Below are 21,200 nucleotides of genomic sequence, written 5' to 3'. Positions count from 1 at the left end.
ATAGTGAACTAAAACATAGACACGGGTATGATGTAGCATCATCCGCGGGTCTATTCGGTATACAGATGCAAGGTGCACTGGCAATCTTTGCAGTAAATCTGAAAAGAATTATGAGCCTATTGAAGGAAGAAAAGTAAAAAAACAGGAGAAAAAGGCAATTTTTCGTTCAAAATCGAACGAAAAATTGTCTTTTTTGATGGCGAGTATATAAAAAAATTAAAAGCTAAGGTTTTTCAGTGCCCTCCCTTTCCGCGGGCGTTGCCTCAGCCTCCACGCTACGCTGCGGGGTCTTCGACTAACGCTATTCCCGCAGGAGTGTCGCCTTTTTCAACGATTTTCTAGAAATGAAAAAGTGTTTGCATTAAAATAGTCAGTTTTTCAGTGATCTCCACGTAAAGAAGAGGTGGCTTGGCGATTCGTCCGCGGAAAACGAGTGGCTTTTCAAGGTTCAATTAGTCTTCATTTGATTTTATAAGAAATCCGGGGCGTCCAAGGCCTCGCACGAGCCTAGTGAGGGCACATAAAAATTCATAGGGTTGTCCAAATCTCCAATGAATAAGAAAATCGTTGAAACGGCTCCCTTTCCGGAGGCCACTGAAAAACCAAAATTCAGAAAATAAAGTCACCACTTGAGAAGTATATTTGTATCAAAATTGGCATGACGTCCCCATAAACACCCTAAAAAGTGAAGGAATTATGGGATTTCGTTTTTATTTTTTGAAAAAAAGTGACTTTTTCAGTGGCCTCCCTTTCCGCGGGCGTTGCCTCAGCCTCCTCGCTTCGCTGTGGGGTCTTCGACTAACGCTATTCCCGCAGGAGTGTCACCCTTTTTCAACAATTTTCTAAAAATAGACAGTTTGTCAGTACACTCAGTGAAGCGAGGAGAAGGCTGGCACTCGTCTCCAGAAAGCGAATGACTTATTCCGTACTTACTAATCTCAATTCAATTTTATAAGAAAAAACTCATTCATCTTTAGTTATTCGCGTTCATTCCAAATATTTTAGGACATCATCACTTCACTCCTTCTTGATTCAATAGGAGAGGAAAAAGCTGCTCGACTCCTGCGGAAAAACGGAGCGTCCAAGACCCCGCACGAGCATAGCGAGGAGGAGGCTTGGCGATTCGTCCGCGGAAAGCGAGTGGCTTTTTCCGGACTCTTTAATCTTCATTTATTTTATAAGAAAAAGAAGAAATCATCTCAAACTGATCACGTTTATTTTGTATATTTTTGTTCATCATCGAATAAAACTACTTGATTCAATTTGGGAGGAAAAAGCTACGAGACTCCTGCAGTGAAACGGGGAGGTTACTGAAAAACTCGAATTAGTATTTTGCTAGGAACTATTTGCTGTATTTATTTAAGAGAATTTAGCGCGACGCATGAGACTCCTGCGGGAAAGCGAGACAGACGAGACCCCGCACGAAGGAGGAGGCTCGTCGCTCGCCCGCGGAAAGCGAATGCCAAAGCGATAAATTCTCTTAACGACTATTTGATAGAAAATTTATTAGAATAACACTTTTTCAGTGTCACCAGCTTAGCGAGGAGGAGGCTTGGCGATTCGTCCGTCGAAAGCGAGTAGCTTTTTCCGGATTCATTAGTATTCATTTATTTTATAAGAAAAAAGACTGTAGACAAACTCGATTATGAGTTTGTCTACAATCTGAAGCGAAAAGGTTAATAATTTCCTTTTCGCTTTTTAAATAGAAAAAATTTGGTCGATTGCATTCTTTGGATTTGGATGGTTGAGTGCAATAAGTAAGGCGAGCCTTGCTTTTTGGCCATTTAACCCTTGCGCAAAAAGAACACCTTGTTTTTTTAGTACTTTACCGCCACCAACATAGCCATATACGTCTTGTGCGATTCCATTGAAACATCTAGAGACGAGCACAATTGGTATATCTTTTTTTATAATATCTTCGATGATTGAAACGAGGCTCGGAGGAACATTTCCTTGACCTAATCCTTCTAAAACAATTCCGTCATATCCTAATTCAATAGATGATTCTAATAAGTCTGGTTCCATTCCAGCATATACTTTAAAAAGGGCAACTCTTTTCGTAATATTTTGGATTGGGAACACAGTACGATGATTAGGGGAATGATGAAAATGTACAATCGATTTGGATATAAAACCAATTGGTCCGTATTGAGGACTTTGAAATGTACTAACGTTACTAGCATGTGTTTTTGTTACATTTTCAGCAGTATGTATTTCATCATTTAATACTACTAAAACACCTTTATTTTTTGCATCGTCTGAACACGCAACTTTGATGGCAGATACTAAATTGTAAAGACCATCCGACCCAATTTCATTAGAAGAACGCATAGCACCTGTTAATACGATTGGAATAGTAGTATCAACTGTTAAATCTAAAAAATATGCTGTTTCTTCTAATGTATCCGTACCATGTGTAATAACTACTCCATCAATATTTTGTTCTTGAATATATTTATCCACTATTTGTTTTAACAAGAACATTTCTTTTGGTGTAATGTGTGGAGAAGGTAAGTTAAAGGCTTCAATTTCTATTACATTAGCATATTGTTTAAGCTTGTCCCCTTCAAAAGTTAATGGATTATTTTCTGTTGGAACTACAGCTCCGCTATCCGAGTGTATTTGCATGGAAATAGTTCCACCTGTATGAATAAGTAGTATAGATTTCAAAATAAAACCTCCGTAATTTTTACAATTTATCGAAAAAATGTTGTATAATAAAGATAATATTTTGGAAGGAGTAAGGTTATGTTCATACTGCTTTCCGTTGCAATTGCTCCAGCACTTGCACTTCTAAGTTACTTCTATTTACGTAAAGAAATTTCAAAAGAACCTTCACGTTTATTGCTACATACTTTTATATATGGTGCTATCTTAACATTTCCAATATTATTTATTCAACACGTTATCCAAGAAGAACATATTTTTTCTTCTATATTTTTACATCAAGCATTAGTTACTAGTGCGTTAGAAGAATTTTTTAAATGGCTTATACTTATAATAGCTATTTATAATCATGTGGAGTTCGATGATCCATACGACGGTATATTATATGGCGCAAGTGTTTCGCTTGGCTTTGCTACAGTAGAGAATATTTTATATTTATTAAGTTTTGGAATGGATGAAGCGTTCTTGCGCGCATTGCTTCCAGTATCCAGCCATGCTTTATTTGGTGTTGTAATGGGATATTACATAGGGAGAGCGAAATTTTCGGTTTCCAAAAAAGCAAAATATGAAATAACTTATGCGTTTTTAACCTCTTTCTTTCTCCATACTATTTATAATAGTATTTTGATTATTAAAGGGGTAGATTTATTATTAATGGTTCCTTTTATGTTATTTTTATGGATATTAGGGTTATCGAAAACTAAGAAGGCTCATGTCCTATCTCGTAAAAAAAGATTTGAGCATCATGAATATTTTGTAAAAGAGGAAATCTAGCCAAGTGCTAGATTTTTTTTGTATATTTAGGTGTTTCTTATCCAAGCTATGTAAAAAGGAGAGATGTCATTTGAAACAAATAAAATACATCCTTATTAGTTTGGTATTTTGTACAGTGGGCTACACGTTCGTAAATCAAGAACAATCCACTCAAGCGTTTTCGACTCAAATTTTAGAGCGTGGGGCTTTTGGAGATGATGTTATTGAATTACAAGCTAGGCTTCAGTATATCGGATTTTACACAAGTCAGATAGATGGGAAGTTTGGATATAGTACGTACTGGGCTTTGCGGAATTTTCAAGAAAAATATGGACTTCCAGTTGACGGTTTGCTAGGGGAAAAAACAAAAAAGACACTAGTTAAAGCTTCAAAATTCGATAAGGAATTTGTCCATGAACAAATTAGAAAAGGAAATAGTTTTACTTACTATGGTGGCAAGGACTTAGAAAAACAAGTGAAAAACAAAAAACCTGAAAGTACAAATATGCAGCTTCCACCAAAGTACTCGGAAAAAGATTTAAAGCTTATTGCAAATGCAGTGTACGGAGAAGCAAGGGGTGAACCTTATGAAGGTCAAGTAGCAGTTGCTGCAGTTATATTAAATCGAGTAGAACATCCTGACTTTCCTAATACAATATCTGAAGTTATATTCCAACCATTAGCTTTTACTGCAGTAGCAGATGGACAAATTTGGTTAGAGCCAAACGAACGAGCAAAAGAAGCGGTATTAGATGCATTAAATGGCTGGGATCCTTCAGAAAATGCTATCTACTATTTCAATCCTAAGACTGCTACTAGTAAATGGATTTGGTCGCGCCCACAAATTAAAACAATCGGACAGCATATTTTTTGCTCTTAAGGAGATAAAATGAAAAAGTTTATATGGATAATTGCTTCTGTTGCTGTCGTCATATTCGTTGTGTATCATTTTTCAGTGCAAGCTAAAAATACTCGTTTAGAAAACGCCCTTGCCAATCAATATTCTAATCAATTAACATCAGCTTCTGAAAAATTAGTCAAACTTAGTGATTCCATTGATCAAACCCTATTATTTAAAGATCAAGCAGCTTTACAACAGCCATTAGAAGACGTATGGAGACTATCTTCTGACGTACGAGCATCGATTTCAGCTTTACCTATAGATAGTGAGACTTCTACGCTTTGGATGAATTATTTAAGTCGAATTGGTAATGGGGCGACACTCGTAAGTAACGGGAAAGTACCAATAGAGGAATGGCAAAAAAACATGACTTCAGCTAGAGATAATTTAAGATCATTGTCCGATCAATGGGCATTTACAAATAGGGAAGATGGAAAAAGAGATTATATTATTTCATCATTTGTTCAAAATAAAGCAAATAAAGATAGCGTTGAAAGTTGGAAAGCTTTAGGGAATTCTGTAAAAGCTTATACGGAAAGTGACTTTCCAATGACTGCTAGTGAAACCGATCAGCAAAAAAAGAAAGATTTAAAACATATTGAAGATTCAGAAGTTACAGTAGATCAAATGAAGCAAAAATTTATGGAATTATTTCCTGAATTAAAAGATGCAACAATTCATATTACGGAAAGCTCTGAAAATGCCCCGTATCCTTTTTATCATATCAAATTTCACAAAGGTATTCGTATTGGATATGCAGATTTTACAAAAAAAGGAGGACATTTATTATCTTACTTACTTGAAAGACCATTTGATAACACGACAATAAGTGTCGAACAGATGAAAGAGAAAGCTTCAAAGTACATGAAATCATTTAACTATGATGATACATCGCTGGTTGAATATCGAGAGAATCACATTGCTTGGCATTTATCTTACGCACGAAAAGATTCTGAAAGTGATGCGCTCATTTATGCAGATGGAATCCAATTGAAAATTGCAAAAGATAATGGAGAATTACTTGGATTAAATGCTATGGAGTATATTCAAAAAGAAAAGATTGCTCCGCAGGAAGTTAAACCAATAGACTATAAAGAATTATTTTCAGGGAATTTTACAGTGGAAGAAGAACGATTAGCTTTTGTAGAAAATAAACAATTGCAACAACGTCTCGCATACGAATTAGTAATGAGAAATGATTCTATTGGCACATATAGAATCTATATAGACACGGAAAACCATGAGATTTTACACTCTGAAAAACTCCCTTAAATTATTATTTGTTGTAGAAAACTAATGCTTTAAGTGTCATAATAGATTTATTATGACACTTAAAGAGGGATTAAGTATGACAATTGAAATAGGGACTATTTTATTATTAGAACCGACTTTTACAGAAAAAGTGGAAAAATATCGATGTAAAGTAGTAGATATAGACGAACAATTTGTTTACATTGATTATCCAATCGATACTACGACAGATAAAACAGTCTTTTTGATGGATGGAACACAGCTACGCGCTTCTTTTGTAGTAGAATCTAAAGCAGCTTTTGCTTTCCAAACAGAGGTATTAGGAAAGAGAAAAGGACAAATCCCGATGATTAAGCTTGTCTTACCAAGTGTCTCAGAAATCATTAAAATTCAACGAAGAGATTTTGTACGAGTGGCAACTACATTAGATATTTCTATTCAATATATTGATGAAAAATATCAATTTGTCACTGATGATCTTAGTGCAGGTGGAACAGCTGTCATCTTAAATCGAGAAGTAAAATTTAATGATGGTGATGAAATTTCATTGCTATTACCTTTACCCTTCAATAATGGAGACATAAAATACGTTTCAACTACTGCTACTGTTGTTCGAATTTGGGATAGAGGTCATCAAAAATTGGCGTCCATTCAATTTACTGATACCGATGATTTAGATAAACAACAAATTGTTCGCTTTTGCTTTGAACGACAATTATTTTTGAGAAAAAAAGAAATGAACTAAAAGTCTGTGCAAACAGGCTTTTTTTTTACGTAACGTTTTATGATAAGATATACTCGAATAGAGTGGAGGCGACAATATGACAAAAAATATACAAATCGCAATTGATGGGCCAGCCGCAGCTGGTAAGAGTACTATTGCTAAACAAACAGCAGAATTACTCGGCTATACATATGTAGATACAGGAGCTATGTATCGAGCAATTACGTATAAAGCAATCCAATTAAACATAGATTTGCAAGACGGAGAAAAATTAACGAATTTATTAAAAGAAACATCTATTGAATTAAAACCTTCTCCAAATGGACAACTTGTATACCTGGATACAATAGAGGTTACAGATGAGATTCGATCGCCACAAGTAACGGCTTCCGTTTCTGCCGTTGCTGCACATGCAAATTTAAGAGAAGAAATGGTAAAAAGACAAATTGAGATGGGGAAGAATGGAAATATAGTAATGGACGGTCGAGATATTGGGACCCACGTATTAACAAAGGCAGAGCTAAAAATTTTCATGTCTGCTAGTGTTGAGGAACGTGCAAAAAGAAGATTTCTTGAAAACCAAAAAAGAGGAATTGACACTAGTTTGGAAGAACTAATGGATGATATAGCACGTAGAGATAAGTTAGATAGCGAACGTGAAGCATCACCGTTAATTCAAGCAGAAGATGCTATATTTATCGATACGACATCTCTTACCATTAAAGAAGTATCAGAGAAAATTATGCAGCTTGCAAAAGAAAGGATGAGTTAATATGAATCTTTATTCCTTTGCAAAAACAGTTGTTTATACTGCTTTAAATCCAGTTTATCGATTTGAAGTGATTGGGGCAGACAAATTCCCGAAAGAGGGCGGTATATTATTATGTGCTAATCATATAGCAGCACTAGACCCTCCTGTGGTAGGAATAAATGCACCGAGACCAGTAAACTTTATGGCTAAAGAAGAATTATTTCAGATACCTATTTTAAAAAGTATTCTTCCAGGTGTTCATGCATTTCCTGTAAAAAGAGGAATGAGTGACCGTGATGCGCTTCGACGTGCGATTAAACTTTTGAAGGATGGAGAAGTAGTAGGTCTTTTTCCAGAGGGGACAAGAAGTAAAGATGGTGAACTCGGAAAAGGGTTTAGTGGTGCAGGATTTTTTGCACTTAGAGGAGAAGCAAATGTTGTACCTTGTGCTATCATTGGACCATATAAGCCATTTAAAAGGCTGAAGGTAGTATATGGAGAAATGATTGATATGCAACCCTTTAGGGATCGAAAAGCTTCTGCAGAAGAAGTAACTGAAGTTATTATGGATCATATTAAGCAATTACTTGACCAACATAATACGAAGTAAAAAATACTTTTTTCATTTGAAAAGTGCTTACTTTTGTATTTCTTTATTAATTCGCATAGAATAGAAATGAGACGTTGTGAAGGAGGATATCATATGTCAGAAGAAATGAACTTAATCGACACACATGAGTTTAAAGAGGGAGATCTAGTGAAAGCGACGGTTGCACAAGTTGATGAGAAATCAGCAATCGTAACAATTGAAGGGGCACCTTTTGATGGCATAGTTCCGATAAGTGAACTATCTAGCTTGCATATTGAAAAAGCATCCGACGCCGTTTCCATCGGTGATGAATTAGAACTAATGATTACAAAAGTGGAAGAAGCAAATTTTGTTCTTTCAAAACGAAAAGTGGATGCTGAAAAAGCATGGGAACAGCTAGTAAAGCAGTTCGAATCAGGTGAAATTATTGAAACAGAAGTAAAAGAAGTTGTAAAAGGTGGGCTAGTAGTAGATTTAGGTGTACGTGGATTTATACCTGCATCTTTAATTGAAGACTACTTTGTTGAATCATTTGATGATTATAAAGGGAAGACATTAACCTTTAAAATTGTAGAATTAGAAAAAGACAAAAACCGTTTAATCCTTTCTCATAAAGCAGTTGTAGAAGGTGAGAAGGCTGTAAGTAAACAAAAAACGCTTGAAAATATTCATAGTGGAGATGTGTTAAATGGAACTGTCCAACGAATCGCTTCTTTCGGTGCGTTTGTAGATATCGGTGGTGTAGATGGACTTGTTCATATTTCACAAATTTCCCACGACCATTTAGATAATGTAGCAGAAGTGCTTTCAGAAGGACAAGAAGTAAAAGTGAAAGTATTATCTGTAGATAGAGATTCCGAAAGAATTTCTTTATCGATTAAAGACACTTTGCCAGGACCTTGGTCAGACATTGAAAGTAAAGCCTCTAAAGGTTCCGTATTAAATGGGACTATTAAACGAATCGTTTCGTATGGAGCATTCGTAGAAGTCTTCCCAGGAGTGGAAGGGCTTGTGCATATTTCGCAAATTGCACATCAGCATATTACAACACCTCACGAAGTACTAAAAGAGGGCGAAGAAGTTCAAGTAAAGGTTTTAGAAGTTAATAGTGCTGATAAACGATTATCGTTAAGCATTAAAGATTTAATCGAAAACGAAGAAGACTACAATTTAGAAGATTACCAATTACCAGAAGAGTCCAAAGGATTTTCTATAAGTGATGTACTTGGGGATAAATTGAAAGACTTTTCGAATAAAGGTAACTAATTGCATAAAATAAAAGCAGATGGCAACTAATTGTCGTCTGCTTTGTTCATTTTATATACGATTTTGCATGAAGAAATCACGCAAAATCAATATAGAAAACGGAGCTCGTTGCGCATTTCTAGTCATTTTGTTGTATAATACAAAATAGACGAAGTTGGAAGGATGAAAAGTAATGACAAAACCAGTAGTAGCAATTGTTGGTAGGCCGAATGTAGGTAAATCGACAATATTTAATCGAATCGTAGGAGAGCGTGTTTCTATTGTAGAAGATATTCCCGGAGTGACAAGGGACCGTATATATAGCTCGGCAGATTGGTTAACACATGAGTTTAATATTATCGACACAGGTGGTATAGAACTGAGCGATGAACCTTTCTTAGAACAGATTAAACAGCAAGCTGAAATTGCAATGGATGAAGCAGATGTTATTATCTTTTTGACTAATGGTCGAGAAGGGATAACAAATGCAGATGAATATGTTGCAAAAATTTTATACAAAACAAAAAAGCCGGTTGTTTTAGCAGTAAATAAAATTGATAATCCTGATATGCGTGAAATGATTTATGATTTCTATTCTCTTGGAATGGGAGAGCCTTTCCCTATTTCTGGATCGCATGGTCTAGGACTTGGAGACTTATTAGATGAAGTCGCAAAAAATTTCCCTGAGCCAAATGAGCAAGAATATGGAGAGGAAGTCATTAAGTTTTCATTGATTGGAAGACCGAATGTAGGAAAATCTTCACTCATAAACGCTTTCTTAGGACATGAGCGAGTAATTGTAAGTGATATTGCTGGTACAACGAGAGATGCGATTGATACAGAATATTCTTTTGATGGACAAGACTATGTCATGATCGATACAGCTGGGATGCGTAAAAAAGGAAAAGTATATGAAACAACAGAAAAATATAGTGTCCTTCGAGCTTTAAAAGCAATCGAACGATCAGATGTTGTTCTAGTTGTTCTAAATGCCGAAGAAGGTATACAAGAACAAGATAAAAAAATTGCTGGATATGCCCATGATGCAGGGAAAGCTGTAATTATTGTCATGAATAAATGGGATGCAATTGAAAAAGATGAAAAAACGATGAATGAAAAAATGAAATCGATTCGAGAGCATTTTCAGTTTTTAGACTATGCACCAATCGTTTTTGTATCTGCTAAAACAAAACAACGTGTCCAATCTGTGTTACCAATTATTAATAAGGTGAGCGAAAACCATGCGCTACGAGTGCAATCTTCTGTATTGAATGAAGTAATTGAAGATTCGGTTGCACGAAATCCTGCTCCTTCAGATAAAGGGAGAAGATTACGTATTTACTACGCAACACAAGTAGCTATCAAACCACCGACGTTTGTTGTATTTGTAAATGAGCCAGAGTTAATGCATTTCTCATATGAAAGATTTTTAGAAAACCGTATTCGTGAATCCTTTGATTTTGAAGGAACACCTATACGAATTATTACTCGTGCAAGAACCTGATATTTAGTATTAAAGGGGCGTAATTTAATGGAGAAAATAACTGTACTGGGAGCTGGTAGCTGGGGAACAGCCCTTGCTATGGTATTAGCTAATAATAATCATGATTGTCTCCTTTGGTCTCACCGAGAAAACCAAGCTTCTGAAATAAATGAGGATCATACAAACAAGAAGTATCTGCCAGATACAATCTTACCTCTGAATTTAAGAGCTACAAACAATTTTGAGGAAGCTATAAAACATGCAACTACTATTGTTATTGCTGTTCCTACGAAGGCAATTAGAGATGTATGTCAGGATATGATTGAATATTTAAATGAAAAAAAACTATTTGTACATGTTTCAAAAGGGATTGAGCCTGATTCTTTCAAACGAATTTCTGAAATGATGGAAGATGAGTTGCCAAGTAGTAACGTAGAAGCAATTGTTGTTCTTTCAGGTCCTAGTCATGCAGAAGAAGTTGTGTTGCATCATCCTACAACAATTACTGCAGCGAGTTCAGAGATTGACGCTGCTAAAAAAGTTCAAGATCTATTTATGAATACTTCTTTTAGAGTTTATACAAACGAAGATGTTGTAGGTGTAGAGATTGGAGCAGCACTAAAAAATGTAATAGGATTGGCTGCTGGTATTGTAGATGGTTTAGGCTATGGAGACAATGCAAAGGCTGCTCTAATTACTAGGGGACTTGCAGAAATTTCAAGACTAGGTATTAGTTTGGGTGCACAACCATATACTTTTTCAGGTTTAACAGGTATGGGTGATTTAATCGCCACATGTACTAGTGTTCACTCCAGAAACTGGAGAGCAGGTAATTTGCTTGGGAAAGGAGCTTCCCTCGACAAAGTACTGGATGAAATAGGTATGGTTGTTGAAGGTGTGCGGACTACGAAAGCAGCTTACCAACTTGCAAAAAAACAACAAGTAGATATGCCTATTACGGAGGCATTACACGGTGTTTTATTTGAAGGTGTACATCCAAAGGAAGCAGTGGATACTCTTATGCATCGTACGAAAAAGCATGAGCTGGATGATTTTAAATCGTTCTAAAATCGTCACAAAGAAAAGAGTTGTTTGACAGCAACTCTTTTTTGATGTGATATAATTTTCCATGAAAGAAAGGTGGGGAACTTGTGTTATTAATATCGTCAATGGATAAAATGTGGATTTCATTTGCATCTATGGGTTGTATGTTTATAGCAATGGTTTTTATGTTTTTTGTTAAAACTAAGTTTAATAATAGTTTGTTGAAATTTATCTTTGGTTTAATTGCATACATATTACTATTTATAGGCTTCATCACGATGATATATATTATTTTTAATCCAACAAAAGCTTAGTAAGGAGATTCTCATGAAAAAGTTAAGATTACTAGCGGTTCTTTCAATGGGAATACTATTATTAGCCGGCTGCGGTTATAAAAGTGGATACGAACCGGAAAATTTATTGCCATACGAAGAACAATTGAATGCAGTGCAAAATGCAGTAAATAGTTTTAAAGAAGATTCAAGCGGGTTATTGCCAATTAAAACAAGGGATATAGAGACCGATCAATATGTCAAGTATCCTATTGATTTCAAAAAAATAGTACCTACTTATATGGGGAAAGTACCAGCTAACTCTTATGAAGCAGGTGGAATCTATCAATATGTATTAATGGATGTGGAAGAAAATCCAACGGTTAAATTAGTAGATTTACGAATTGCAGACACATTACGCGATATCAACTATCGAAAAGGGATTAATGGTTACGGTCCAGTTGCAGAAGTTATTGCTGAAGGTGTTTATAAACTAGATTATAAAAAGATGGGGTATAAAAGCGAATTATCGGTTCAAAGTCCATACTCAGACACACTTTTACCTTTAGTGGCAACTGGAGATGGAAAAGTGTATGTAGATTATTCCATTGAGTTAAATCGTTTACTTCAGGAGAATAAAACAGAAGTTAAACAAGGGGAAGATATTCGTCATTTATTGACAGATAATTATGCTATTGTCCCAGCTTACTCCTTGCCATATACTGTGAATGATAAAAATGAGCCAGTTTTTATGTTATCTAAATAAGTAATTTTAAACGTTTCATGTAGTATGCATGAAACGTTTTTTTTGTGCATATATTAAATTGCTAAGAAAGGAGAGTATCCATGTCAAGTAAACTGTATGAACAAATAGCAGAACGAACTAATGGGGATGTGTATATTGGTGTAGTAGGGCCAGTTAGAGTTGGAAAATCTACATTTGTTAAACGGGTAATGGAACTTGTTGTTATTCCTAATATTCAAGAGGAATCGGAAAGAATACGAGCGCAAGATGAACTTCCACAAAGCTCCCCGGGTAATGTTATTATGACAGCAGAACCGAAATTTGTGCCTGCGCATGGAACAAATATTTATTTAGGGGAAGAGCAATTACGCTTACAAATTCGATTAGTCGATTGTGTCGGTTACATGATTGATGGGATAAAGACGCATTCTGGAGAAGACGGTCAAAAACTTGTGCATACCCCATGGCATAAGGAAGCCATACCATTTGAGGAAGCGGCAAGAATTGGAACAGATAAGGTAATACGTGATCACTCTACCATTGGAATTGTGGTAACAACGGATGGAACCGTTAACAATATTCCAAGAAAAGCTGCTGAGAAAGCTGAACAACAGATCATTGATCAACTAAAGGAAATAGGAAAGCCATTTGTTATTGTATTGAATACTAAATTGCCAGGGCATGTTGACACGATTCAATTATGTGATGAACTTCAAAAACAACATGAAGTACCGGTAATTGCTGTTGCAGTAGATCGAATGACTGCGGAGGAAATTCAATACATACTCCAACAGGCGCTTTATGAGTTTCCAATTACCGATATTGAATTAGTTAAACCTGATTGGACAGATGTATTAGAGCCTGATCATTTCGTAAATAATGCCATCACTTCTTCCTTGCAAGAGTGGCTGCAAATTGTTTCTAAAATGAAAGATGTGAAAGAACTCGCTTCTAGATTTAAACAAGTGCCATTCATCCAATCAGCAGATGTAGTGGAAGCAAATCCCGGACGAGGTTCAGCTTGTATCCAAATTGGTTTGAAACCGGAAGTTTTCCAGGAAGTGTGTGATGAATGGCTAGAAGAACCTATTCAATCTAAAAAAGACTGGTTGCTATTTGTAAAAGAAGCCTCTACGGCAAAAAAAGCATACAATAAGTTTTCAGAAGCATTAGAAGCTGCAAAAACTCATGGATACGGAGTTTCGTTACCGTCTATTCAGGATTTTCAACCTTCCGCACCAGAAATTATTAAACAAAATAATTTTTATGGTGTAAGCTTAAAAGCGAAGGCAGCTTCACTGCATATTATTCGAGTTGATATGGAGGCAGAATTTGCTCCATTAATAGGTTCAGAGTTTCATAGTCAGCAATTATTAAAAGACTTAAAGCATGGTTATTTACACGATCGAGACGCACTATGGCAAACGCAAGTATTTGGTACGTCACTAGTGGAAGTGATGAAAGAAAGTTTGCGTTACAAAACCGAAAGTGTTTCTGGATTAGCTAAAAAAAGAATGCGTGAAACCATCGAGAGAATGGTAAATGAAGGCGATAGAGGTTTGGTAACTTTTATTTTATAAATAAATGATAAAATGCCTAGAGAATATATAATTTCTCTGGGCATTTCAGCTTGTCGACAAATTCATTTTTATGAATCAAAATGTATTAAGAACATAGTGATTATTGTGCTTTTCCTGTAGCAATCGCTCCAGGCGGGCGCTTTCCACGGGCTCGCGCTAAGCCTCGGGCCAACAGGATGTTGGTCATGAAGGCGTTGCCGCAAAAGTTCTTTTGCGACGAGCTTTGCGCAGGAGCAGGACGCGGCGATCTTAGCCTTCCTACCTATTGCCTTCGGGGTCTTGGACTGTCTCGCTGTCCCGCAGGAATCGCCGCCTTCCGCTTATTTTTAACTTCAATAAACAGAGAAGTGGACAATTAAAGCCTTTTCACTTGATGAGATGGGATAGTGAATCCGTTATTTTTATCAGATATTCTGAGAAACATTGATTGATCACAGTATCTTCAGACTTCCTACTTTCAACTTTTGAAAAATAGGCATTGCCCGCCACGGAGACTCCTGTGGGAATAGCTTGAGCTGAAGACCCCGCAGGAAAGACACAAGGGCACTGAAAAAGTGTCATTCAAATAAATTATCTATCAAATTAGTCCTAAGAGAATTTAGCGCTTTGGCATTCGCTTTCCGCGGGCGAGCGACGAGCCTCCGCGGGCCAACACGATGTTGGTCATGAAGGCGTTGCCTCAGGAAGAGGCGCCCTTAGCCTTCCTTCCTCTCTGCTGCTTCGTGCGGGGTCTCGTCTGTCTCGCTTTCCCGCAGGAGTCTCATGCGTCGCGCTAAATTATTTAAATGAAATACAGAAATAGTTCTTATACAAATAATAATTTTGAGTTTTTCAGTGGCCTCGCTGCTCTCGTGCGGGGTTTTGGACGCTCCGTTTTTTCGCAGGATTCTCGTAGATTTTTCCTTTATGTATAAGGAATCTAGTAGTTGTTATGAGAAGGTATCCTTAATAAAATTAAAGTGATTAGCTAGAAAGGGTTCCATCTTTTTTCTTATAAAATGAATGAAGACTAGTTGAATGGAAAAAGATACTCGCTTTTCGCGGAGAATCGCCAAGCATACTCCTCACTGCAATGAGGGCACTGAAAACCCATCATTGTTTTAATAAATACTTTTTCATTTCTAGAAAATCGTTGAAGAAGGCGACACTCCTGCGGGAATGGCGTTAGTCGAAGACCCCGCAGCAAAGCGAGGAGGCTGAGGCAACGCCCGCGGAAAGGGAGGCCACTGAAAAAGTCCATATAGTTTCACTTTTAATGAAGTTCCCCCGTAGTTTTCCGAAGCTTACCGCTCGCTTTCCACGGGCGAAGAATNATGTAGCATCATCCGCGGGTCTATTCGGTATACAGATGCAAGGTGCAATGGCAATCTTTGCAGTAAATCTGAAAAGAATTATGAGCCTATTGAAGGAAGAAAAGTAAAAAAAACAGGAGAAAAAGGCGATTTTTCGTTCAAAATCGAACGAAAAATTGTCTTTTTTGATGGCGAGTATATAAAAAAATTAAAAGCTAAGGTTTTTCAGTGCCCTCCGGAAAGGGAGCCGTTTCAACGATTTTCTTATTTACTGGAATATTAGACTACCTCATTTGGCAAAATCGAATTATAGGGACTTTTTCAGTGTCTATGCAGTGACGAGGAGGCTGAAGCCAAGCCCACGGAAAGTGAAGTGGCGGGCCCCGCTGATTCTCTCATACATCTCTATTCATTGTAAAATGAATTTGTCTACAGTATGAAATGCCTAGAGAATATATAATTTCTCTTGGCATTTTTTATTTACTTTGTTTTTTGGAATTTATTAAAGGCCAGATTGTTATCGTTTTTACAAATGGACGACAAGTGCATCAGTGAAGTCCGTGACACTCCATTATTCATTTTTTAGTTTTTAATCGAGAAAATGTATGTTTATACTTTTGGTAAACTTTTACTAGTAGTATATCGATATAGAAGAAAATGAGCTTTATTCCTATGTGAAAAGTCCTGTTATTTCATAAAATACCAATATTTTTGCATAAAGTTCCCAAAACACATACAAATAGTGTTGCGTAGCCTTTTTGGTTGTGATACTCTTTTTACAGGTTGAAGCTATCTTCCTTGAGAGGAGGTGAATGGTATGAATAAAACAGAATTAGTGAACTCTGTTGCTGAAGCTGCAGATCTTTCTAAAAAAGACGCTTCTAAAGCTGTAGAAGCTGTATTTGAATCAATTCAAACTGCTCTTGCAGGTGGAGACAAAGTTCAATTAATCGGTTTTGGTAACTTTGAGGTTCGTGAACGTGCTGCACGTAAAGGACGTAACCCTCAAACAGGTAAAGAAATCGACATCGCTGCAAGCAAAGTGCCTGCTTTCAAGCCAGGTAAAGCGCTTAAAGACGCAGTTAAATAACTGATGCTGTAGTACATAGAACGGTTACCTCGAAGCTAGCTTCTTGGTAACCGTTCTTTTCAATTAGAAAGTGATATCATTGCAACAATGATTATACATAGTGGAAAAACATTTATTATATTTGAATCGTGTGCTAAGATGCTAATGGTATATAACGAAGTTTTGCTTAGGGGGTTAACAGATGGCAAATGTCGATCTGAACAAAATAGAGGAAGCAGTTAAAATGATTTTAGAAGCTGTCGGAGAAGATCCTAATAGAGAAGGATTGCTAGACACGCCTAAGAGAGTTTCCAAAATGTATGCTGAAATGTTCGAAGGACTACATCAAGATCCAAAAGAATATTTTCAAACAGTTTTTAATGAGAACCATGAAGAACTTGTATTAGTAAAAGACATCCCATTCTACTCAATGTGTGAGCATCATTTAGTACCTTTCTATGGAAAAGCTCATGTTGCGTATATTCCACGTAATGGTGTGGTCACTGGTTTAAGTAAACTAGCTCGTGCGGTAGAAACTACGGCAAGGCGTCCACAATTACAAGAAAGAATCACTTCAACAATTGCGGATAGCATTATGGAAATGTTAAATCCTTATGGAGTCTATGTAGTAATTGAAGCCGAGCATATGTGTATGACTATGCGAGGCATTAAAAAACCTGGTGCCAAAACGGTCACTGCTGTTGCGAGAGGAATACTCGAAACTGATGAAGTAAAACGATCCGAAATATTATCTTTTATACAGATGAAGTAACAGTTTTGGATGAATGGTTAAGAATATGGTATGATGAAAAAAGACTGTGAACAAAGGAGACGTTAAAATGTCTAGTTCAGATTTTATAGTTATTAAAGCAGAAGAAGATGGCGTACAAGTCATCGGATTAACACGTGGTACTGATACTAAATTCCATCATTCAGAAAAGCTTGATACAGGTGAAGTAATGATTGCTCAATTCACAGAACATACTTCAGCTATGAAAATTAGAGGGAAAGCATCTATTCATACGGCCAATGGCGTAATTGAAAGTGAATCCAAAAAGTAATAAGTATACAAATTTTTCTTTCAAAATGAATGTTGCTTTAACATGAAAGAATTATACATGTAAGACTAACTGCGGTTGAGAAATGGAGTAAAGTGTATGAACGAAGCATTGATGACACAACATGTAGAACACTATAAAAAGAATATTCTCATGCAAATTCAACAAAACACTTTGCAAAAGTACACAGGAATCCCTGTTGTTGATGAAAATCGTTTGTTTTATACACTTTTACCATTACTGAATGGGGAAGAGTGGAATAAATCAGAAAAGATTTCTGCGATCGCTGTGTCTCTAATTTTTACAGCCCTAGCAGCACATGATTTAGTGAAAGAAGAAAATGCATCTTCAAAAGCTCAGCAATTACAAGTGCTTGCAGGAGATTATTATAGCGGACGATATTATCAGCTTTTGGCTAAGGATAGTAAAATAGATTTGATTCAACAACTGTCTAGTGGTGTAGCTTCCGTAACAGAACATAAATCGAGATTTTACGATTTGCAAGAATATACTTTTGAACAGCTAATACAATCTATTCAGCTTATTGAAAGTAAACCGATTGAACAATTTCTAGAATATTATTCATTTCATGAGTACGTGTTCATTATGAAAGAAGCAATGTTGCTTGAAGTGTTGAAAAAAGAATTAGCTTCTTTTGAAAAAAATGAACGAACGTTTTATATAAGCAAATCAAAAATTTTTCAATTGAACAAGGTTTCACTAATATTGGAAATAGAAAAAATCGAAAACGCACTAGTACGTGATGTACGTTCTTCCGAATTATTAAAGGAACCATTAAAACAAGCAATTTTAGAGCGTGTGAGTGCTTTTTCGTTGGAAAAGCAGTTGAGAGAAGGTTAAACGATGGGAAAATCAAAAGAGCAATATGTACATGAAGTTTTTGAGAAAATTTCAGATAACTATGATTCTATGAATTCAGTCATAAGCTTTCAGCAACATAAAAAGTGGCGAAATGATACGATGAAATCGATGAAAGTAAAAACTGGAAGTAAAGCGCTCGACGTATGTTGTGGTACTGCTGATTGGACAATCGCTTTAGCCAATGAGACTGGACCAACTGGTAAAGTGATTGGATTAGACTTTAGTCAAAATATGTTGAATGTAGGAAAAGAGAAAGTTAAAAACATTTCTCAAATTGAACTGGTACAAGGAAATGCAATGGAGTTACCATTTGAAGATAACTTATTTGACTACGCAACGATTGGTTTCGGTCTTCGCAATGTGCCAGATTACAAACAAGTATTAAAAGAAATGAATCGTGTTGTAAAACCTGGTGGCATGGTTGTTTGTTTGGAAACTTCACAACCCGACTCTAAACTATTTAATGGAGTTTTTCGTTTATACTTCCGTTATGTAATGCCTCTATTTGGTAAGCTGTTCGCGAAAAGCTACAAAGAATACTCTTGGTTGCAAGAGTCTGCAAAAGACTTTCCAAACAGAGCAGCACTAACTAAGTTATTTGAAGAAGTAGGTTTAAAAAATGTAACGAGCAAGCCATTTAGTGGTGGAGCAGCAGCAAGACATATTGGTTTTAAAAAAGATATTTAAGTGGGAGAAGGTATTTATCTGTGGATAAGATGAAGTTGAAATTACTTTATTCCGATCTAAAATCGGATTTAGATGTCATCGAAAAAGAACTGGCAATAGCGGTGAATTCTTCATCTCACTTATTGAATGAAGCTTCTCTTCATTTACTTCTTGCTGGAGGTAAACGGATTCGTCCCGTATTTGTCCTGCTTTCAGCGAAGTTTGGAAACTATTCGATTGAATCCATAAAAAATGTTGCTGTTCCAATTGAACTCATTCATATGGCTTCCCTTGTTCATGACGATGTAATAGACGACGCTGAGACAAGAAGGGGAAGAGAAACTGTAAAGGCTCAGTGGAATAATCGAGTAGCGATGTATACAGGAGACTTTCTCTTTGCTAGAGCAATAGAATACATAACGGCATTAGAAAATACATATGCACATGAAGTGTTATCTCATACAATGGTCGAACTTTGTATAGGGGAAATTATCCAAATAGAGGATAAGCGTTTATTAGACCAAACAGTTCGTGATTACTTAAGAAGAATAAAACGAAAAACTGCTATCTTAATTTCTGCAAGCTGTGAATTAGGAGCAATTGCATCGCAGGCGGATGAAAAAACAATAAGACATTTAAAACGCTTCGGATATTATGTTGGTATGTCTTTTCAAATAATTGATGACATATTAGACATTACTTCAACAGATGAACAGCTTGGTAAACCTGCTGGAAGCGATTTGCTACAAGGTAATATTACGTTACCAGTTCTTTATGTGAAAAATGAACAATCTATTTATCCATTATTAATGGAAGCTCTGGATGGAGAAATTTCAGAAGAAAACAAACAGAAATTACTATCAGAGATTAGAAAATCGGATGGAATTACGCGTGCAAAGCAAGTAAGTAATATGTACTTAGAAAAAGCATTAAACGAAATTAAGCAACTACCAGCAAGTTCTGCAAAAAAATCGTTACAAAATATTGCTTTATTTATGAGTAAACGTAAGTTTTAATTGAAAATAGTGAACCTTAATGATACTATTTTTAACGGTGGAGAAATTGAGCCATTATATATATTTAAGGAGTGTTATTCATGGAAAAAACATTTTTAATGGTAAAACCTGATGGCGTACAACGTAACTTAATCGGAGAAATCGTAAGTCGTTTTGAGAAAAAAGGATATCAATTAGTTGGAGCAAAATTAATGCAAATTCCTACTGAATTAGCAGAACAACATTACGGTGAACATAAAGAACGCCCATTCTTTGGTGAACTAGTAGATTTCATCACTTCTGGACCAGTTTTCGCAATGGTTTGGGAAGGTGAAAACGTTATTTCAACAGCTCGTCTTATGATGGGTGCTACAAATCCAAAAGAATCAGCTCCAGGAACTATTCGTGGAGATTTCGCAGTAACTGTTGGTAAAAACATTATCCACGGTTCTGACTCACCAGAAAGCGCTGAACGCGAAATTGGTCTTTTCTTCAAACAAGAAGAATTAGTTGCATACGCAAAAGACGCTAACAACTGGATTAACTAAAAAGCGATAGACTCCGTCCTACTCCACAAGCGTAGAAGCACCTGAGTCTAAAACTAGGCAGTTATAGAGTAGAAGGTAAACTTTAATATCTATTAGATTTAAAAAGACAGTCAAATGTTTCTAATTTGGCTGTCTTTTTTTATAAGATAAGAAAGTATATAAAATTGATGTACTATGAACCCAGTGGTTATAGAACTTTTACTAGGATTAGTAAAGACTTGTAAGGACCCTGAACGAGTTTGGGAACTATTTGCTGTATATCATTTAAAGAATTTAGCACGACGCATGAGACTCCTGCGGGAAAGCGAGATAGACGAGACCCCGCACGAAGCGAAGCGTAGGAGGAGGCTCGTCGCTCGCCCACGGAAAGCGAATGCCAAAGCGCTAAATTCTCTTAGGACTATTTGATAGATAATTTATATGAATGACACTTTTTCAGTGCCCTCCCTTTCCGCGGGCGTTGCCTCAGCCTCCTCGCGCAGCACGGGGGTCTTCGACTAACGCTATTCCCGTAGGAATGTCGCCTTTTTCAACGATTTTCAAGAAATAACAAAGAAGTTGCTCCTGCTCAAGACCATTGCAAAAAAAATGTGCCATGCTAAATTCTCTTATATAAAAAAGAATACAGTAAATAGTCCCCATAAAAGTACTAACTTCAAGTTTTTCTCCGCCCTCGTTTTTGTTC

General features: G+C 36.3%; 20 protein-coding genes. 19 read left to right on the top strand and 1 reads right to left on the bottom strand.

What is annotated here, in order from left to right:
* Positions 1-1,698: 1,698 nt before the first annotated feature.
* Positions 1,699-2,673, bottom strand: a complete 975-nt coding sequence (locus FG384_RS11300) for an asparaginase (RefSeq protein ID WP_142642703.1) — start codon at positions 2,671-2,673, stop codon at positions 1,699-1,701.
* A 75-nt stretch (positions 2,674-2,748) separates the two neighbouring features.
* Here FG384_RS11300 and prsW point away from each other — a divergent pair, with 75 nt between their 5' ends.
* From prsW to ndk, 19 genes are all read left to right on the top strand, one after another.
* A complete protein-coding gene (prsW, locus tag FG384_RS11295) occupies positions 2,749-3,441 on the top strand; it encodes a glutamic-type intramembrane protease PrsW (RefSeq protein ID WP_142642702.1) in 693 nt (230 codons plus the stop codon).
* A 94-nt stretch (positions 3,442-3,535) separates the two neighbouring features.
* Complete coding sequence (sleB, locus tag FG384_RS11290) at positions 3,536-4,300, top strand: spore cortex-lytic enzyme (RefSeq protein ID WP_240793407.1); 765 nt, start codon at positions 3,536-3,538, stop codon at positions 4,298-4,300.
* A gap of 9 nt (positions 4,301-4,309) precedes the next feature.
* Entirely contained in the window at positions 4,310-5,593 is a 1,284-nt protein-coding gene (locus FG384_RS11285) for a PepSY1/2 domain-containing protein (protein ID WP_142642700.1), read from the top strand.
* Positions 5,594-5,669: 76 nt separating this feature from the next.
* Positions 5,670-6,317, top strand: a complete 648-nt coding sequence (locus FG384_RS11280) for a flagellar brake protein (RefSeq protein WP_142642699.1) — start codon at positions 5,670-5,672, stop codon at positions 6,315-6,317.
* A 76-nt stretch (positions 6,318-6,393) separates the two neighbouring features.
* The gene (gene cmk / locus FG384_RS11275) at positions 6,394-7,068 is read left to right on the top strand and encodes a (d)CMP kinase (RefSeq protein WP_142642698.1); all 675 of its coding nucleotides are present in this window, start codon (positions 6,394-6,396) and stop codon (positions 7,066-7,068) included.
* Between the two features lies 1 nt (position 7,069).
* Positions 7,070-7,657: a lysophospholipid acyltransferase family protein gene (locus tag FG384_RS11270; RefSeq protein WP_142642697.1), complete on the top strand. Its 588-nt coding sequence runs from the start codon at positions 7,070-7,072 to the stop codon at positions 7,655-7,657.
* 93 nt (positions 7,658-7,750) lie between these two features.
* Positions 7,751-8,902 carry a 30S ribosomal protein S1 gene (gene rpsA, locus FG384_RS11265; protein WP_142642696.1) on the top strand — a complete coding sequence of 384 codons (1,152 nt, stop codon included), beginning with the start codon at positions 7,751-7,753 and terminating at the stop codon, positions 8,900-8,902.
* A gap of 172 nt (positions 8,903-9,074) precedes the next feature.
* Positions 9,075-10,385 carry a ribosome biogenesis GTPase Der gene (gene der / locus FG384_RS11260; protein ID WP_142642695.1) on the top strand — a complete coding sequence of 437 codons (1,311 nt, stop codon included), beginning with the start codon at positions 9,075-9,077 and terminating at the stop codon, positions 10,383-10,385.
* 27 nt (positions 10,386-10,412) lie between these two features.
* Entirely contained in the window at positions 10,413-11,432 is a 1,020-nt protein-coding gene (locus tag FG384_RS11255; RefSeq protein WP_142642694.1) for an NAD(P)H-dependent glycerol-3-phosphate dehydrogenase, read from the top strand.
* 83 nt (positions 11,433-11,515) lie between these two features.
* Positions 11,516-11,722, top strand: a complete 207-nt coding sequence (locus tag FG384_RS11250) for a DUF2768 domain-containing protein (protein WP_240793404.1) — start codon at positions 11,516-11,518, stop codon at positions 11,720-11,722.
* Positions 11,723-11,735: 13 nt separating this feature from the next.
* Positions 11,736-12,446 (top strand): LptM family lipoprotein, encoded by a 711-nt coding sequence (locus FG384_RS11245; protein WP_142642693.1) that lies wholly within the window; start codon positions 11,736-11,738, stop codon positions 12,444-12,446.
* Positions 12,447-12,526: 80 nt separating this feature from the next.
* Positions 12,527-14,005 carry a stage IV sporulation protein A gene (spoIVA, locus tag FG384_RS11240; protein WP_142642692.1) on the top strand — a complete coding sequence of 493 codons (1,479 nt, stop codon included), beginning with the start codon at positions 12,527-12,529 and terminating at the stop codon, positions 14,003-14,005.
* A 2,109-nt stretch (positions 14,006-16,114) separates the two neighbouring features.
* On the top strand, positions 16,115-16,387 hold the full coding sequence (locus tag FG384_RS11235; protein WP_142642691.1) for an HU family DNA-binding protein: 273 nt from the start codon (positions 16,115-16,117) through the stop codon (positions 16,385-16,387).
* Positions 16,388-16,568: 181 nt separating this feature from the next.
* A complete protein-coding gene (folE, locus tag FG384_RS11230; protein WP_142642690.1) occupies positions 16,569-17,138 on the top strand; it encodes a GTP cyclohydrolase I FolE in 570 nt (189 codons plus the stop codon).
* A 67-nt stretch (positions 17,139-17,205) separates the two neighbouring features.
* Positions 17,206-17,427 (top strand): trp RNA-binding attenuation protein MtrB, encoded by a 222-nt coding sequence (mtrB, locus tag FG384_RS11225; RefSeq protein ID WP_142642689.1) that lies wholly within the window; start codon positions 17,206-17,208, stop codon positions 17,425-17,427.
* 96 nt (positions 17,428-17,523) lie between these two features.
* A complete protein-coding gene (locus FG384_RS11220) occupies positions 17,524-18,285 on the top strand; it encodes a heptaprenyl diphosphate synthase component 1 (protein WP_142642688.1) in 762 nt (253 codons plus the stop codon).
* Between the two features lie 3 nt (positions 18,286-18,288).
* The gene (locus FG384_RS11215) at positions 18,289-18,993 is read left to right on the top strand and encodes a demethylmenaquinone methyltransferase (RefSeq protein ID WP_142642687.1); all 705 of its coding nucleotides are present in this window, start codon (positions 18,289-18,291) and stop codon (positions 18,991-18,993) included.
* Between the two features lie 20 nt (positions 18,994-19,013).
* Positions 19,014-19,988 carry a heptaprenyl diphosphate synthase component II gene (gene hepT, locus FG384_RS11210; RefSeq protein WP_166462431.1) on the top strand — a complete coding sequence of 325 codons (975 nt, stop codon included), beginning with the start codon at positions 19,014-19,016 and terminating at the stop codon, positions 19,986-19,988.
* An 80-nt stretch (positions 19,989-20,068) separates the two neighbouring features.
* Positions 20,069-20,515 carry a nucleoside-diphosphate kinase gene (ndk, locus tag FG384_RS11205; RefSeq protein WP_142642686.1) on the top strand — a complete coding sequence of 149 codons (447 nt, stop codon included), beginning with the start codon at positions 20,069-20,071 and terminating at the stop codon, positions 20,513-20,515.
* The last annotated feature ends 685 nt before the right edge of the window (positions 20,516-21,200 follow it).

Source organism: Psychrobacillus vulpis, from assembly GCF_006861825.1.
Taxonomy (GTDB): Bacteria; Bacillota; Bacilli; order Bacillales_A; family Planococcaceae; genus Psychrobacillus; species Psychrobacillus vulpis.
Note: the sequence above shows the minus strand (reverse complement) of the source record. Positions and strands in the feature narration are given on the sequence as shown.

What these genes read in the sequence shown, in the direction of transcription:
- FG384_RS11270 (WP_142642697.1), top strand. Translation starts at nt 7,070, where the DNA reads ATGAATCTTTATTCCTTTGCAAAAACAGTTGTTTATACTGCTTTAAAT.
- der (WP_142642695.1), top strand. Translation starts at nt 9,075, where the DNA reads ATGACAAAACCAGTAGTAGCAATTGTTGGTAGGCCGAATGTAGGTAAA.
- FG384_RS11255 (WP_142642694.1), top strand. Translation starts at nt 10,413, where the DNA reads ATGGAGAAAATAACTGTACTGGGAGCTGGTAGCTGGGGAACAGCCCTT.
- FG384_RS11235 (WP_142642691.1), top strand. Translation starts at nt 16,115, where the DNA reads ATGAATAAAACAGAATTAGTGAACTCTGTTGCTGAAGCTGCAGATCTT.
- FG384_RS11220 (WP_142642688.1), top strand. Translation starts at nt 17,524, where the DNA reads ATGAACGAAGCATTGATGACACAACATGTAGAACACTATAAAAAGAAT.
- FG384_RS11215 (WP_142642687.1), top strand. Translation starts at nt 18,289, where the DNA reads ATGGGAAAATCAAAAGAGCAATATGTACATGAAGTTTTTGAGAAAATT.
- prsW (WP_142642702.1), top strand. Translation starts at nt 2,749, where the DNA reads ATGTTCATACTGCTTTCCGTTGCAATTGCTCCAGCACTTGCACTTCTA.
- ndk (WP_142642686.1), top strand. Translation starts at nt 20,069, where the DNA reads ATGGAAAAAACATTTTTAATGGTAAAACCTGATGGCGTACAACGTAAC.
- folE (WP_142642690.1), top strand. Translation starts at nt 16,569, where the DNA reads ATGGCAAATGTCGATCTGAACAAAATAGAGGAAGCAGTTAAAATGATT.
- spoIVA (WP_142642692.1), top strand. Translation starts at nt 12,527, where the DNA reads ATGTCAAGTAAACTGTATGAACAAATAGCAGAACGAACTAATGGGGAT.
- FG384_RS11245 (WP_142642693.1), top strand. Translation starts at nt 11,736, where the DNA reads ATGAAAAAGTTAAGATTACTAGCGGTTCTTTCAATGGGAATACTATTA.
- mtrB (WP_142642689.1), top strand. Translation starts at nt 17,206, where the DNA reads ATGTCTAGTTCAGATTTTATAGTTATTAAAGCAGAAGAAGATGGCGTA.
- cmk (WP_142642698.1), top strand. Translation starts at nt 6,394, where the DNA reads ATGACAAAAAATATACAAATCGCAATTGATGGGCCAGCCGCAGCTGGT.
- rpsA (WP_142642696.1), top strand. Translation starts at nt 7,751, where the DNA reads ATGTCAGAAGAAATGAACTTAATCGACACACATGAGTTTAAAGAGGGA.
- FG384_RS11280 (WP_142642699.1), top strand. Translation starts at nt 5,670, where the DNA reads ATGACAATTGAAATAGGGACTATTTTATTATTAGAACCGACTTTTACA.
- FG384_RS11285 (WP_142642700.1), top strand. Translation starts at nt 4,310, where the DNA reads ATGAAAAAGTTTATATGGATAATTGCTTCTGTTGCTGTCGTCATATTC.